The organism is Candidatus Neomarinimicrobiota bacterium, from assembly GCA_041154365.1.
GTDB lineage: Bacteria > Fidelibacterota > Fidelibacteria > Fidelibacterales > Fidelibacteraceae > Fidelibacter > Fidelibacter multiformis.
The window spans coordinates 1711025-1727096 of record AP035449.1 but is presented as its reverse complement, the minus strand read 5'-3'; the positions used below and the strand labels follow the sequence as shown (position 1 = coordinate 1727096).

The window sequence follows — 16072 nt, the reverse complement described above, 5'->3', positions numbered from 1 at the left end:
GTTTTACTCCGTTGGCAAACCTGAAAACCATGAAAAGACACCTGAGAATCCCTGTACTGTATTGTCCGAAAAGCTGCAAACCATATAGTCTATCTGGTCCGTACATCCCATAGCCAAAAGGGGCGGATCTGTTTCGAGCTGCCAGATTTCCTGCCCGGAAGAAGCGTCCAGAAAGCTGATATGTCCATCGTCCGTACCCAGGAGAATCCTTTCACCTGATGAATCCACTGTTATATCTTTTATCATACCTCCGAAACTCACCTCCCAGATTTTTTCACCGCTTGAAGCATCCCAACATCGGAGGACCTTGTCTTCACCGGCAGAGAGGAGGGTATCCCCCTGTGGAAAAAAGAGGAGTTTTGTCACAGATCCCGACAGATCATGGCTCCAGAGTTGTGTTCCCCGGCTATTCCAGCCTTTGATCCGCCAGTCCATAGAACCGCTGGCATACAAAGTCCCTTCTCTGTTTGAGGCCACCGCCACAACCTGACCTGTGTGACCGGTAAAATGTTGCGAAGTCCCGGTGTTTAAATCCCACAAGGCCATGGAAAAATTTTGTCCCGTTGCCAGCAGATGATTTCCCTCCGGGGTAAAGCAGATATCATAGACCGGATCGGTGCTGTAAAGTGTACGCAAAAGGCTTTGGGTGGAACGATCCCATATCTGGATGCTTTTATCTTCACTGCAGGAGGCCGCTTTTTGACTGTCCCCGCTGAATGCCACCTGGTGAACGGTTCCCTGATGGGACATGGCACTTAACTGCCAGCCTGTAGGATCCCAGATTTCAAAGGATGTACTGCTCCAGCCATCTGTCCCGACGGCAATAAGCTGTCCGTCAGGACTCACACTTAGGGATGAAATACTTTTATCGTGGGATACCTGCCATAGTATTGAGCCATCAGAAATTTCTTTTTTCCGGAGGATGCCGTCACCGTCACCTTCATACACAAAGCGATGATCCGGGCTGACGGCAATCCGGTTGATTACGGCACTGTGAAAGGATTCCCACAATGTTTCAAAACGGGTGATTTCCCAGCGGATGGATAGGGTATCCCCAAAAGGCGAATCATTCCGGGGCGTGAAAGCGGATAATCGATAACTGTAAATGGAGTCTTCCAACAGGCTGTTGTCCAATAAACCCAGTGTTTCAGAGGATACAGAAGCCCATGTTTTGAAAGTCCCGCCGTTCATTGCTTTATCAATTCGGTAACCGGAAAAATCCTGAAAAGGATGGGCCGGCCAGTGCAAGTTCACGGTTGTTTCCGATATGCTTTCTACTGCCAGTCCTTCCGGTGGTGGAAAAATGGGAATAATTTCCCTTTCAACAGATGCTGATCGGGAGTCACCGGCCTGTGATGCAACTTGATATCTGTATCGGTTGCTTAGTGTCACAGTATCTGTCCATCTGTTTTCGCCGCTTGCTGAAAAACTGTAGTCGATGAACCATTCTCCTGTGTTTTTTTGCCGGTGAATCACACAGCGTTCAATCCGGGGGTCGGGATTTTCCCATACCAGTTCCAGTTGATTGTCAGATAATTGCCTGATCGTGAGATCTGCGGGAGACCAGGAATTGGGATCTAAACTGTTGTCCGGATCAAAGAGATTGGTCCATTCCCGGTTTTCACACCCGCTTGCGAGTAAGAGTCCCAGAGTCATCAGCCAGGCACCTTTTATCAGAAACGCATGCACAATCCGATTCCATTTGGTGTGGGTTGAAGGGATAGCTCCACGGATTGGACCGGCTCCGGTGTTTTAATCACCACCCAGTGATTGAAAAGGGTCCAACCGGCAAAGGTCCCGCAACTGATGACTGCAATTTTTGTGTACAGATCAAAATTCTCCACCTGTTTTCGGAGGTCAGTGGCCTCTGCCGTGGATGTGGCATTGTTATACGCTTCAAATTTTGAATCGGACAGGAATTTGAGTCCAAGACCGGCAGCCCCGGCTCCGATGGAGCTGTACATGGTTGCCGACCGGAATTTTTTCCATCGTGCCCGTTTTTCCAGGTTCAGGGCATCCTGGGTTTTGGGCATAATGATATTATCACTGGTGGTTTGTGCATCCTGGATGGTGACGGTTTTAACTACATCTTCGTAAAATTCCAGCCGGGCATAGACTTCATGGTCACCTGAAGGGACCTTCTCTATTTTCAACGGAGTTTTCCCCACCAGGTTGTTATCCAGAAAAATTTCCGCCCCTGTCGGCTCTGACGTGAGAGACAGGGTGCCGAATTTTGGTGTCAGCCGAAAAGTGTACATCATGGTATCGGCCGGTTCCACCACGATCTGGTCGATTTTATCATGGTACATCTCTTTTCTGAGGATCATTTCATAATCCCCTTCCGGCAGAATACCTTCATAAGGTGTGAATCCGTACTGGGTACCGTTCAACAGCACTTCAGCCCCTTCAGGTATGGAGTTGATCATGAGGGTCCCGTCTGTAATCAGTTCTTCCACCTGGTAAAACTTCCGTTCGCGCTGACCCATGGCAGGAAGGGGAATTTTCCCCTCCTTGAAACCGGGAGCTTTTACTGTCAGGATTTGCCGGTTCAAACGCACAATAAGGAGGTATTTCCCTTCCCGGGGCGTGCTTTTATCCGCAACCAGCCCCAGATTTGAACTGATATCCAGATTGTTCATGGAAGAAAAGATGTAAACAGCTGCATTTTCAGGATAATCAATAAAGACGGGGATGCCAGGAGGGGCTTCCACCTCTTTGATCTCGAATTCTTTGAGTTGACCGGACAGGGGTATAACACTCAGTAGAATCAACAGGGACAAACGGTACCACCAAGATGATTTCATGATTTTATCCTTTACCTTCTATACGGTTATTGAACGATTTCAAAATCACCCAAACCGATGACTTCATCAGCCGATGTATATTTTTCAGGTTGCCAGGTTCTCACGTGAATCATGGGATTATCTTCATCCTTAAAATCAATCATCAAAAAAAGATAACCTACATCAGCATAGGATGAAGTTGTCCAGTGCTGAAGCAAAGTCACTCCGTAGATCCTTTCATACAGAGGATGCCGGAAAATTTCGATGTCATCAAATCCTACTTTGATAAACTGATTTACACTGAAAACCCGGGTTAGCCGGTCGATGTATTCCTGTTTGTTCATGCGAATCAGTTCCACTTTTTTCTTTTCGAAACTGCTTTCCAGCATATTGGGACTGTTTTCATCTACTTCCACCACTTTACCCACAATAATCAGGGCGTGATCGCTAAAAACATCCCGGATGTAAGGGAGGTCTTTCCGGTTGTAGGCGGTGCGGAAATTCTCCACAAAATCCAGGATAATCTGCCGCCGGCGGTAGTCGGTCACCGTGTTTCCGGCGTTCAACAAATCCTGATACCGGTGCCGTTCCAGACCAAAATAAAAATTGTCAATCAATCCCGTCGGTGTAAGGATAATGACTCCCTCTTCATAATGAAGGGAATCTTCCGTATCGCCGATTTGAAAAACCAGGGAGATGTTCCGGATTTCGTAGTTCCGGTCTGTCCGGGTGACCAGGTTGGTGATGATTTCAGTTTCTTCACAATAAAAAGGGCTGGTTTTCCAGAGTGATTGAATGGCCCGGCGGGCTGATTCGGAAAACATCACCTCGTTAAGCGCCGGGGATTTCTCTTCCATAAAGGCCACATTGAACTCCGTCAGCAGATATGATGCATTTTTTTGAATTTTATTGAGGAGCGTTGGATTTCCTGTCGGAGACAAATAAACCTGGGTCCGGTGCTGGGCACACAATGAAACGCTTATCAGGAGTCCGGCGATCAGGAGTTTCAATTCATTCATTCATACACCTCCGTAAATATGCTCACCATGCCCCGGTAATGACGGCTGATATTATCTACCATCTCGCCGGTCAGCATGTTTTGTCGTGTGTTCATCCCTTGATCCAACAAAGCTATGACCTCTTTGGTCTGGGGATTTACCACAAAGATGTAGCAATTCTCCGGTTTGAGAAAGGTACTCTCTTTACCATACATCAGTTGATGTTTTTTCTTATAAAGAATCAGTTTCCGGCTGAGTTCTTCATAGGTGCGGGACAGGGAAAGATCTTTGAGAACGGGAGAGGATATTTTGGGTTGAGGTTCAGGTTGAGATGAAGCATACGGTGTTGTTTTTCCATCCGGCGACAGGGTTTTCATGATTCGCAGGGCGGGATTGTTGTTAAACGTGAGGGAGACGATATGCTCTTTTTCCTCTTCATACCGGTGCAATGGTTTTTGATCCGTGCTGCTTTCGCCATCGCCGAAATCCCAGGACAGGGCCGAAATACTGATGTTTTTATAAACGGGATTAAAAAGCATGGCTCCGGAGGCCTGCCGGTATACATTAAAATCAAGCTTGATGATCTGAGTGAAATCAAGTGAGATTTTTTTCGGATAGGTCAGGGGAAAAGAGAGGTGCATGGCAAGGAGATCTTCAGGAGTTGTTTTCGGATCCAGGTGGATGGCAGTAAAAATTTGGTATTCTTCCTTTATCCTGGAGGGGAGCGTATAGAGATAAAACCGGGTTTTCCCGTCTACAATCGGCATGTCTGCCCCGTCCGGATGATCCAGCCTGGCTGTTAGCCGGCTCACGGGTTTTCCCTGATATCGTACGTGGACAGGGATGGTGATCATAGGAATGGATGCATCAATGGTCACATCACCGGTACGTATGTCCAGGGCAGATAAATAGCTTTCGATCCTGTTTTTCAGAAATATCTGCAGATTATCATATTGCATGCCGTTTTGTGTGATGAAGCGGATGGCTTTGGGGCATTGAAAGGTTTTCAGGTAAGTAAGATAATAGGTCATAATCGCAGTAGGAAGCCCGGATTGCTGTTCGTCCAGTTCGGCGCCTGCAGCGTCTGCTGCAATTTCAGCAGCCATCAGGTCAATCCCCCGGGCATAATCCGATTTGGCAATATATGCAATCACCCGGTACCTTCCCCGCCGGGTTGTGGTGTAGAAATTAAGTCCTTTCAAACGCATACTTGTATGTGCCTGAACGACGGAACGGGCATCATCCCGGATTCCCTGATCGGACTCTTCGGTGACTGTTGTCAATTCAGAGCGGACCGTTACCTGAATTTTGAAGAGCATATCCTGGATGGCTGCCGACCTGGCATTTTCCTCCACTTCATGTTCACCTTCTCCCCAGTAATAATCCCCCGATAGTTTAATCTCCTGTTCGGTCTGCCCGGCCAGAAACAGAGGGACCAATAATAACAGACAGATAGTTTTATGGGAATGTATCATCGTAAGATCTCCGTTTTTTTGGGGGAATCAAAACTATTTCAGATGAATCCGTACCGGCGCTGTGTCCGATGCCTGACGAAGGGTCGAAAAGATATTTGTCACATTATCCTGCCGGATATACGGATATAGTTTTCCGGTCCAGATTTCCCGGGATGTCATGTATTGGACAGGGATATCCAGGGTCATCAGGTGGATATAGTCATAATGGGGATGATGTATCAAAAGGACCCAGGTAAATCTTTCCCGGGTTTGATTTTCTATTCCGGCATAGATGTCATGGCCCATGCTGAAGCCATGGAAAAGATACGCATAGTTCAACGTATCTGTAATCGGATCATAAATTTGGACCGTCAATTCAATTCTCGGGGAGATGGAAAAAAGGGTGGGATGGAGCAGGGCATTTTGGAGGCTTTCCTCAGGGAAATCGGAATGATATACCATCTGTGAATCGCCGGTTGACAGGTTCACATACTGATCTTGGGAAAGTCCGGGATAAAATTCTTTGCCTTTTTTCAGGAAAACCGATGTTGGAGTAGTGGATACGGGATTTTTCCTGATCCGGGAGGATTCATTTCCTGTCTTTTGCCATTTATCCAGACTGTCAATCAGATTGTCTTCCAATTCCCGTGTGTCCAGTCCGGAAATTAATTGGAGATTCCGTGGAAAACGGCACCGGACAGTATCTTTTCCTGAGATCCATTCCGCCAGCAGGGTGTTGTTGATGGTATAGAGTGTGTATTGATCCGCCCGGATAATTTTGGGGATCATCATTCCTACATCCTGAAACGAAAGGGAGCCGTAAAAGGCACGGTTAAACGTGAGCAGCAGATGGTCCTGGTTCAATAATTCCTGTGGCCGGCGATTCAACAGCAATTCCAAAAAATACCGTTCCAGAAATGTCTGGACGGCATCTGGTAGGACCGGGGAATTTTCCGGAAAAAAGGGAAATCCTATATGGAAAACATATCCCGGAGGATACTGGACCACCTGGACCGGGAAGGATAGATCCTGGCGGATAATCTCCATATACTGGATCACATAGGCTGATCTGTTTTCATGGATGGTATCCTGATACACGATGTGAGGTGTAAAATCCTGAAGTCGCGTATAAAGCCTTTGAATGATTTGGGAAGAATAGGCAAGGGGGGCATCAGGCGGAGGGACTGCTTTCAGACAGGGTATCCCATGAAAACAGCATATCACAAACAGCCATATTTGCTTGTGTTTCCCCACACAGCCCCTTTATGAATGTGTTAAGTTCAATATAATGGCTGATGGATAAAAAATCAAAAAGAATTTTTACATTTAGACGTTGAGATGTTTAGGGAAGGAGAGATTGTTTGAAACGAAATCAGTAGGAGAGACACTAAATTTATTAGAAACTCTAAATAAGGAGGATTATGATGAGTGAACGAGAGGTTTACATTGAAAAAATGGCAGCCAAACTGAAGGAGTGGGATGCCAAAATTGAAAAGCTGGAAGCAAAGGCCCGAAACGCCCAGGCAGACGTCAAAAAAGAATATGATGAGCAAATCCGGGAGATGAAAACACAGCGGGAAAAGGTCCAGAACAAGATTCATAAGCTCCGGGAGTCAGGTGACGATGCCTGGGATGAATTGAAAGCCGGTCTGGAAAAAAGCTGGAAAACCTTAGGTGATACCTTTGACCGGGTTTTTAAGCGTTTAAAACAGTAAATTAAAAAATGTCTAACTGAATCATCACAGATAATGGTGAAAAACACCACAAAAGAGGAGACATCATGAGTCAATATCACGAATCGGAAAGCAAACTGAGTGAAAAAGCCAAATCCATCACCCGTGCCCTGAACAGCCTGAAAGAAGAAATTGAAGCGGTGGACTGGTACAATCAACGGGTAGATGTGGAAAAAGATGAGAGTCTGAAAAAAATCCTGGCTCATAACCGGGATGAAGAGATAGAACATGCAAGTATGACGCTGGAATGGCTCCGGCGGAATATGGATGCCTGGGATGAAGAATTGAAAAACTATCTGTTTACCGATGGAGAAATTTCTCATTAGGTAAACACAGGGGAGATGTGCTATGGGGATATTTAAGAAGCGTAAAAAATCGATCGGACTTGCTCTGGGAGGCGGGGCTGTTCTGGGTGCAGCCCATATCGGTGTATTACGGGCTTTGAAAGAACATGATATCACCGTGGATTTTGTTTCCGGGACCAGCATCGGTGCATTCGTCGCCGCTTTTGTGGCTGCCGGAAAAACCTGGGAAGAGATTGAAGAGATTGCTAAAGAATTAAAATGGCTGGATATCTCCGGCATCTCCCTGTCCCAGATGGGACTCCTGTCCAACAAGAAAATGGGAAAGCTTTTAAAGGAAACACTGGGGGATATCACCTTTGAAAAAGCAAATATTCCGGCTGCCATGATCGCCACCGATATCGTCAATGGTGAAAAGGTGATTTTGAAAGAGGGAGATATGGCCTCTGCTGTGATGGCCAGTACTTGTATTCCGGGAATATTTGAACCGGTGAAGCGGGAGGGACGCCTTCTGGTGGATGGCGGTGTTTTGGAGAATGTCCCCATCACACCCCTTCAGGATTTCGGCGCCGAAAGGATCATTGCCGTGGACCTGATTTCCCATCACCACGTGAAAGAACCGGATAATATTGTGGAAGTCCTGTTGAATACCTTTGATTTCATGATTACCAACGCCTCCAAAACCTATACGGATCAAGCTCATATCCTGTTGACCCCCGACCTTTCCGGCGCCAGCCGGGTGGATACGGACCAAACACCGGAACTGATTGAGATTGGATATGAGGCGGCACAAAGAGTGCTGAGTGATGCCTCCCGCTGAGGGCGCTGAGACGCAGAGGGATTGATTTGATTGGAGAGATTGATTTGATTGAATAGATTGGTTTGATTGGGAGATTGGCATGACTCTGGTTCAGTATTCAAACGCCTTTGGCGATCAATAATTCAAGCGGCCCTTCGTGCCGTTCAATTGCTTCGCTGCGCTCAGCATTCCAGCACTGCTTCGCAGTGTTCAAAAAAGAAATCCAGTCACCTATTGAAATCTGCAAAGCTGGGATTGAAGATCGAACGAAGTGAGGTGCTTGAACCCCATGAAATGGGGTTTGAACGCCGTCAGGCGTTGGAATACCACACAGCGGTTCATGAACACCACGAAGTGGCGTTTAATAATTCAAGCGGCCCTTCGTGCCGTTCAATTGCTTCGCTGCGCTCAGCATTCCAGCACTGCTTCGCAGTGTTCAAAAAAGAAATCCAGTCACCTATTGAAATCTGCAAAGCTGGGATTGAACACCGAACGAAGTGAGGTGCTTGAACGCTGCGCAGCAGCGTTTGAAAGCCGCGCAGCGGCTATTGAACCCTTGAACCCTTGAACCCTTGAGCCCCTGAACCCCTGAACCCCTGAACCCCTGAGCCCCAGAGCCAACCATCAGGAGCGAAGCGACGCCAACTTCAGACAGGCCACGGCCTGTACCTACTTCCAACTTCCAACTTCAAATAAAGAAAAATCCTCCTCTGATAAAAAAAAGACAGCGCAATATATTAAAAATAATATAATCTTGCATTTGATCCTCGACGGGATTATTTTATCCCCGGGGGCTCACATGTATAAGCATCTTCCTATATAGTGAGAATAAAATTTCTCGCACTCGAATAATCTGTATCATGTCCCCAAGCTGCAACCTTAAAGGTTCACCCTCCCTGATGTCGCATTTTGAATATCCATGCGAAGCGCAGGTAAATGCACTTCATCGATTTCAATATATAACTGGACACTTTCTGAAAAATCCTGATTAAGACTAATAACAGGATAGGTATTCAGAATTCGCATGATATGGGGATGTTCCTCGTACGTGCAGATGATCTGAACCTCTGTTCCTATTTCCCGGGTGATGATCCGGGCTTCCGATAAGGTAAGTTCCGCCGAATGTGAATAAGCTCTTACCAATCCACCCGTTCCTAATTTGGTTCCACCAAAATACCGGGTCACAACGACCAGCAGGTTGGTGACTCCGTATTTATCCAGCATATCAAAAATTGGTTTTCCTGCTGTACCTGACGGTTCACCATCATCACTGTACCGGAAAAGTTCATCTTTACCCGTCCCCACACGCCAGGCATAACAGTTGTGGGTGGCATCGTAATATTTTTTTCGGACTTCTTTTAAAACCGTCTCCGCCTGATTTTCCGATATAAGCGGATATGCATGACCTAAAAATTTGCTGCCCTTTTCCGTAAATTTGGTGTGGACTTCTTTTTGTATGGTTTTGAATTTCATTTCAACAAGGTGAATTTTGCAGGAAACGTATGGTTGTCAAAGCGTAAGACTGCAATAAATACTCCGGAAGCCAGTGTTTCCGGAAGGTTTGCGGTTACGGTATGCAGACCTGCACGGGTATTATCTGTGGAAAGTTCCAGGCTGCGGATTTCCCGCCCCAGGATATCATATATATCCAGCATTCCCTTTTCAGAATCGTTTTTCAAATGATAACGGAAGGATACAACGCGGGGATCTGTGACAGGATTGGGATAAAGGGAAAGGAGAGAGGATTCCCCTTCCCGGATATCAAGGGTGATCCGGAGAGCTTCACCGGATGAATATGCCTCTTCCGTTCCCAGGGAAATCAACAGATCCCAGGGGACACCGGTCCCGCTGATGGTGGTAAAATCCCGGGAAAGATCCACCGCTTCGGTAGCTGATTCAGACGCCCAGGCTTTTCCAGAGATTTCTCCCGGACTAAGAATCCTGATTTGAATACTGGGTGTGGTGATATGCTGGATTTTATAGAAACTTGAACTGAAGGGCTGCCCATAGGTAACCACATTAAAAGAGTCAATAACAGAATAAGATCTGAAAGTCCCGGCAGGGAATAAGAGGGGGGAGTAGGCTTCACCGTCGTCAAAGCGGGATAAATCCGGGTGATAATCAGCATACAGATGCTCCATGCCCCATGCTGCCAAATGTTCAGACCAGCCCTTTGACCCGCTTTTTTCAGTCAGATAAGCGGTAATGGCAGGCCATACGGATTGTTCTGCGATGGCGTTCCAGATGGCCGGTGAGGCTTCTCCGCCGTAACGGTCGTTTAAAAAAAGGAGCCAGGTGACATTGTCGTAAATATAGTCATAGATAGGTTTTCCCCAATCATTCACATAACGTTCAACATACTGGAAATAATCATTGACGTCCGGATAAGCCACCTCTTCAATCCAGGTGGCCGATGTTTCATAAAACCACATATCTTCGTTCAAATTCCAGATGCCGATACCTACCTGAAATACATGAAACAGTTCGTGCACACAGGTGACTTTCAGTGCTTCAAGTCCTTCAGTATAAAATCCGGCTCCGGTAAGTGTGTGGTGGATTTCAGAGAAAGCGGTATAGGCTTTGGGCCGTCCTGGCAGTGTTTTGGAGAGTTCAGCGGTTGTTTGTCCGTATACCCCGTAACCCAGGCGTCGAAAGTAAATATCAATTTCCGGACTCCGGATATCATCCACCGGGGGTTGGGGCAATCCCAGGGTATCTTTGAGCAGGCGGTAACCCCTTTCCAGAAAAGTACCCGCGGAAAGGATATAATCCGGTACTCCCGAGTCGGTGGAATAAATCTGGGGGACAGTGTCATTCCCCGTGTTTGTGTAGTGGAGGGCAAATAATCCTTCAGGTGAAATATACGTCTGATCCAGTCCGTCCGGCCGAAGATTCATTCCGCTTTTGGCAGGGGGAATCAGGCGCCCCGGACCGCCGAAGAGGGCTGCAGCCACAAGAAAAGAAATGATGAATGTACTGAAATACCGCATTACTTCTTTTTAAAAGATACTTTCAGGGGCACACCAGACAGGCCATAGAGTTCCCGGAGTTTGGATTCCAGAAAGCGCTTGTAGTGATCCTGAATCCAGGAGGGTTCATTACAAAAGAATGCAATGTGCGGGGGACTGGTACGGACCTGGGCGACATACTTGATTTTTCCGTATTTGCTCCGGACAGACGGCGGGGGATTGTTGGCGATGATACGGCCGAAAACATCATTGAGCTCCGATGTGGGTATCCGAATGTGCAAGCGATCCCTTACGGCCAGAGCTTCATCTAAAACTTTCAAAAGGCGTTTCCGTTCCAGGGCGGATATAAAAAAGACGGGGTAGTGTTTTAAGACGGGATATTCGTAATGGAGAGATTTGAGGAACATCCCTGCTGTGTTTGTCTCTTTTTCAATCAAATCCCATTTGTTCAGGGCGATGACCAATCCTTTGCCCCGTTCCTGAATTTCACGGATGATCTGCACATCCTGCCGGGAAAACCCCTTGGAAATATCCACAATCAATATACACACATCACTGTGTTCGATGGTTTTTTTGGAGCGAACCAGACTGTAGTATTCAATGGAATCACTGATACGCGTCCGTTTCCGGAGTCCTGCCGTATCCACAATCTGAATCAGTTTCCCATGATATTTAAAGCTACTGTCCACACTATCCCGGGTGGTACCGGGGATATCCGTTACAATGTGACGTTCAATCCCCAAAAAGGCATTGGCCATGGTGGATTTTCCCGCATTGGGCATTCCCAGAAGAGCCAGTTTAATATCCGGTTCCAGTTCCTGTTCAGGCAATTCATCCGGAAGCCGTTTTATCACCTCATCCAACACATCACCCGTCGCCCGCCCCAGAAGGGCACTGACCATCAGCGGCTCCCCCAGTCCAAGATTGTGGAATTCCCAGATCATGGATTCATGTTTAACGTCATCAATTTTATTGACAACCGGGAGGATTTTTTTGTCCGAGCGCTTTAAGATCTGGGCGATTTCATGGTCAATATGGGTAATGCCTGTAGGTCCATCCAGCAAAAAGAGGATGAGATCTGCTTCTTCGATGGCAATGAGTGCCTGCTTGCGGACGTTATCTTCAATCTGACCTTTGGGATGAATCATGATTCCTCCCGTGTCGATCAGGGCAAAATGTTTTCCGCTCCACTCTACATTCGCGTAAACCCTGTCCCGGGTTACTCCGTCTGTTTTATCTACAATCGCCTTCCGTTCCTGAAGAATCCGGTTGAAAAGCGTTGATTTTCCCACATTCGGCCGTCCCACTATTGCAACGGTTGCTGCCATATATGTCTCCTGTCAATTCGCCGGAAATTATCATTTTTTCAGGGTTTATCCCACTAAAAGCATGAATTCTACCTGTTAAACGCTTTTTAGATGACAAACACGGGATAAAATTTATACATTCTCAAAATATCTAAGATGATACATGAGGTAAAACAATGAAGTACTCAATCAGATTCCGGCATTTTGTACCCTTCATGCTGATCGTGATCCTGACATCTCTGGCTTTTGGACAGGGGATGTCTGTGGAAGCGATTCAAAAAGCGATTGACGAAGCAGGGTACAACTGGAAAGCCGGCGAAACGGAAATCTCGAAAATGAGCCCGGAAGCCCGGCGGCAGCTCCTGGGTGATACAGGGCCGCGGGAAAAAAATATTGATGATCAAATTATAGATCTGCCCGATGTGGAAAATCTTCCATCCCATTTTGACTGGCGGGACAACAGCGGGAACTGGGTGACACCGGTAAAAAACCAGAATCCTGCTGGCAGCTGTTGGTCCTTTTCGGCCACAGCTCAGTTGGAATCCTGGTACCGGATTACAACCAACGACCCCGATACCATGATTGACCTGTCTGAACAGTTTCTCATTTCCTGTGACGATGAGGCAACGGCAAACGGAGGTTACTTTACGGGATATGCCCTGGATTTTATCCTGGATGTGGGAGGCGTTCCCTCTGAAAGCTGTTTTCCCTATACAGCCGATGACGCTCCCTGCAGTAATGCCTGTGAGGATTGGCAAAGCGAAGCCCTCACCTTTCCCGGATGGGGTTATGTGACCGGTTCAAAACCCTTGATAGACAACATCAAACAGGCTGTGTACCAGCATCCTTTGAGTGTATCCATGCAGGTGTATTCGGATTTTTATAATTATACCAGCGGCGTGTACAAACGGGTCTCTGAAAACAGTGAAGGGGGCCATGCTGTTTTGATTGTCGGTTGGGATGATGCCGAACGGTGCTGGATTGTGAAAAACAGCTGGGGACCATCCTGGGGGGAAGACGGTTATTTCCGGATTACCTGGGATGATATGGATTTTGGATATAATGGTGTTTATGTGTACAGCGGCATGACACAAGACCCCCTGGCGATGTCAGACAATGAAATTGAAATGAATATGACAGTGGGGGATGTACTGAGTGATACTATCACATTCACCAATGTCAGCAGTGATGTGGCGGAATTTTATTCACTCATCTATGGCGGAAAAAATGCGGATCCCTATTTCCACATCAGCTCCTTTAAAGCGTATGACGGCACCTCCTGGTGGTGTGGGGATGAAAGCATCGGTGGGTATACAGATGGTGTTCTACAGTATTTGTACACACCCCTTGTGGATTTGAGCGGGACGACAACCCCAAAACTTTCTTTTATGGGAAAATGGGATGTGGAAGCTGCCGGGAATGATGATCCGGATTACGACGGATGGGATGGCCTTAATGTGTGGGTCTCTGCCGACAGCGGTGCAACCTGGACAGTCCTGGAACCTGTTACCCCGGCATATACCTGTGAAAGCCTGTGGAGTTTTGGACATCCGGATCAGGGCTGGAATATGGGTCCCGGTATTGCCGGCTGGGCCGGTTCCAGCGATGGATGGGTCCCCGTGGAATTTGACCTTTCATCCTACAAAGCATCCGGCGTGATGATCCGCTTTGCCTTCGCATCGGATCAGGGATATTCCACAGCCGATGATCCATCCCTGACAGGATTTTTGGTTGATAATATTGAAATCAGTGACGGCAGTACTATCCTCCTGAGCAATACTGGCGAAGAAGCAGAGGGATTCATTCCTAAGGGTTTTTCCGGCACGGTGGAAGAAGTGGACTGGATCAGTGCCCAGGGTGTGAACGGCGTGCTATATCCCGGCGAATCACGGGATGTGATCCTCACGGTGGATTCGAGAGAACTCGAAGCCGGATCCTATGCCGGACAGATTCAGGTGCTTCTGAATGATTCGCTCAATTTTTACCGTTCCGTCAATATGGTGATCAATCTGACGGAACCACCCCATGATATTTTTGTGGAAGATCTGTCCCTGCCTGGTTCCTCATTATCCATCCTTTTCCCCATTGAAATAGGTACTGTGGTGAGCAATATTGGTCAGAATACAGAAACGGACATGAATGTGGTGTGTTATGCCACCAAAGCAGGTGAACCTTTTTATGCCGATACATCCACGCTCGCATCCATTGCACCGGGTGAGTCACAAATTGTGACCTTTAAACCCATTACACCCATGGAAACAGGTGTCCTCGATTTCATCGTCTATCCTCTGGATCTGACAGAGGATTACAATGATTACAACGATACCCTGAAAACCACCGTGGTGGTGGGAAATATGGTGGATGATTTTGAATCTGCCAAGACCTATTGGGATACTACCGGTGGGTGGGGAACAACCCGGACTTTTCCTGCCTATGAAGGATACTGGACAGCCCATGTAAACGGCGGGGTTTCACCCTATCTGCCCAATATGAATACAACCCTCACTTTTAAACCGGGTTTTGATCTGAGTCTGGCCGATGTGGTCGCCCTGAAATACTGGGCATGGTATGTAACAGAAGCCGGCCAGGATATCCTCTATGTGGAAGCCAGTACGGATTCCGTGAACTGGACAGTGGAAGATTCCCTCTCGGGAATTGACAACAACTGGAAAGAACGGGCCGTGAACCTGGACGATTATGCCGGTGAAGAGAAACTCTGGATCCGTTTCCGCTTTGTTTCCAATGACAGCAACCATTTGATCGGGGTGCTTTTGGATAACGTGGGGATTTATCTGGAACATGTTTCTTCAGTGGAAAACCCCCTTGCGTCCATACCTCAGACCTGGGAGCTGGATCAGAATTACCCCAATCCCTTCAACCCCGAAACACGTATTCGATACGGTGTGCCTCAAAGCGGCCCTGTTCAACTGAATATCTATAACATCCGGGGTGAATTCGTGACTTCCGTGGTAAGCCGGAATCATCAGGCCGGATGGTATGAGGCCGTTTGGAACGGACAAAACCAGTGGGGTATCCCTGTCAGTTCCGGTGTGTATATTTACACCCTTTCAACTCCTGCTGGCATGTTGAAAAGTCATAAAATGGTCTACATGAAATAGAGGAGGTCTCAGTGCACATTAAAGCAAACCAGCTACGAACCGTTCAGCAGGGATTTAAAACCTATACCTTGAATCTGGCTCTGATTGTCGCCGGATCGCTCTTCATTGCCCTGAGCGCCCGGGTGGCCGTTCCCGTTCCTTTTTCCATGGTACCTGTGACTCTTCAGACACTGGCTGTCCTCATCGTTATGGCACTGTTAGGCTCAAAAAGGGGAACCCTGAGTGTTCTCCTGTATTTGTCTGAAGGATTAGCCGGTCTGCCCGTCTTTGCTATGGGTTCCGGTGGCTTTTACCATCTGACGGGTCCAACCGGTGGTTACCTGTTGGCTTTTCTTCCTTTGGGTTTTCTCTTTGGACGCTGGCTGGAATGGTCCCTGGAACGCCGTTTCCTGAATGTCTGGGTCGCAGGTTTCATAACCCATGCAGCGATTCTGTTTTTCGGTGCTCTGTGGCTCAGTCGCTTTGTCTCCTGGGAACCGGCAATGATGAAAGGTATCGTTCCCTTCATTCCAGGCGCCGTATTCAAATCGGTGATTCTGGCCGGAATCATCAACAGGATGTCCCGGATCAGGGAAAGCTGAAAAATCTTCTGAACAATCTGGAAGCCC

At 47.4% G+C, this 16072-nt stretch carries 14 protein-coding genes; 6 read left to right on the top strand and 8 right to left on the bottom strand.

Annotation, left to right across the window (positions count from 1 at the left end):
* Positions 1–3: 3 nt before the first annotated feature.
* The 5 genes from strainIA91_RS07410 to strainIA91_RS07390 are packed head-to-tail and all read right to left on the bottom strand — an operon-like array spanning position 4 to position 6459.
* Positions 4–1689, bottom strand: coding sequence for a PQQ-binding-like beta-propeller repeat protein (locus strainIA91_RS07410; protein ID WP_400166145.1), 1686 nt, complete (start codon positions 1687–1689; stop codon positions 4–6).
* Positions 1674–2804: a PEGA domain-containing protein gene (locus tag strainIA91_RS07405; RefSeq protein ID WP_400166144.1), complete on the bottom strand. Its 1131-nt coding sequence runs from the start codon at positions 2802–2804 to the stop codon at positions 1674–1676. Before strainIA91_RS07405 ends, strainIA91_RS07410 begins: the two co-directional genes overlap by 16 nt.
* Positions 2805–2830: 26 nt before the next feature.
* The gene (locus tag strainIA91_RS07400) at positions 2831–3802 is read right to left on the bottom strand and encodes a nuclear transport factor 2 family protein (protein WP_400166143.1); all 972 of its coding nucleotides are present in this window, start codon (positions 3800–3802) and stop codon (positions 2831–2833) included.
* A complete protein-coding gene (locus tag strainIA91_RS07395) occupies positions 3799–5256 on the bottom strand; it encodes a PKD domain-containing protein (protein ID WP_400166142.1) in 1458 nt (485 codons plus the stop codon). The genes strainIA91_RS07400 and strainIA91_RS07395 overlap by 4 nt, the downstream gene beginning before the upstream one ends.
* Before the next feature lie 33 nt (positions 5257–5289).
* Complete coding sequence (locus tag strainIA91_RS07390; RefSeq protein ID WP_400166141.1) at positions 5290–6459, bottom strand: hypothetical protein; 1170 nt, start codon at positions 6457–6459, stop codon at positions 5290–5292.
* A gap of 197 nt (positions 6460–6656) precedes the next feature.
* Between strainIA91_RS07390 and strainIA91_RS07385 the strand changes: the two genes are divergently transcribed.
* The 4 genes from strainIA91_RS07385 (at position 6657) to strainIA91_RS07370 (ending at position 8570) form a co-directional block, all read left to right on the top strand.
* Positions 6657–6950 (top strand): hypothetical protein, encoded by a 294-nt coding sequence (locus strainIA91_RS07385; protein WP_400166140.1) that lies wholly within the window; start codon positions 6657–6659, stop codon positions 6948–6950.
* 65 nt (positions 6951–7015) lie between these two features.
* Positions 7016–7294: an encapsulin-associated ferritin-like protein gene (locus strainIA91_RS07380; RefSeq protein ID WP_400166139.1), complete on the top strand. Its 279-nt coding sequence runs from the start codon at positions 7016–7018 to the stop codon at positions 7292–7294.
* 22 nt (positions 7295–7316) lie between these two features.
* A complete protein-coding gene (locus strainIA91_RS07375; RefSeq protein ID WP_400166138.1) occupies positions 7317–8090 on the top strand; it encodes a patatin-like phospholipase family protein in 774 nt (257 codons plus the stop codon).
* Between the two features lie 66 nt (positions 8091–8156).
* Positions 8157–8570 (top strand): hypothetical protein, encoded by a 414-nt coding sequence (locus strainIA91_RS07370; protein ID WP_400166137.1) that lies wholly within the window; start codon positions 8157–8159, stop codon positions 8568–8570.
* Positions 8571–8948: 378 nt separating this feature from the next.
* On the opposite strand, the gene strainIA91_RS07365 is transcribed toward strainIA91_RS07370, so the two are convergent.
* Genes strainIA91_RS07365 through der form a run of 3 tightly spaced genes read right to left on the bottom strand, consistent with a single transcriptional unit; the run spans position 8949 to position 12366 of the window.
* Positions 8949–9542, bottom strand: a complete 594-nt coding sequence (locus tag strainIA91_RS07365; RefSeq protein ID WP_400166136.1) for an IMPACT family protein — start codon at positions 9540–9542, stop codon at positions 8949–8951.
* Positions 9539–11059: a hypothetical protein gene (locus strainIA91_RS07360; RefSeq protein ID WP_400166135.1), complete on the bottom strand. Its 1521-nt coding sequence runs from the start codon at positions 11057–11059 to the stop codon at positions 9539–9541. The genes strainIA91_RS07365 and strainIA91_RS07360 overlap by 4 nt, the downstream gene beginning before the upstream one ends.
* Complete coding sequence (gene der / locus strainIA91_RS07355) at positions 11059–12366, bottom strand: ribosome biogenesis GTPase Der (RefSeq protein WP_400166134.1); 1308 nt, start codon at positions 12364–12366, stop codon at positions 11059–11061. Before der ends, strainIA91_RS07360 begins: the two co-directional genes overlap by 1 nt.
* Before the next feature lie 155 nt (positions 12367–12521).
* Here der and strainIA91_RS07350 point away from each other — a divergent pair, with 155 nt between their 5' ends.
* Together strainIA91_RS07350 and strainIA91_RS07345 are read left to right on the top strand one after the other, a co-directional pair.
* A complete protein-coding gene (locus strainIA91_RS07350) occupies positions 12522–15464 on the top strand; it encodes a C1 family peptidase (protein ID WP_400166133.1) in 2943 nt (980 codons plus the stop codon).
* 11 nt (positions 15465–15475) lie between these two features.
* Positions 15476–16045, top strand: coding sequence for a biotin transporter BioY (locus strainIA91_RS07345; protein ID WP_400166132.1), 570 nt, complete (start codon positions 15476–15478; stop codon positions 16043–16045).
* The last annotated feature ends 27 nt before the right edge of the window (positions 16046–16072 follow it).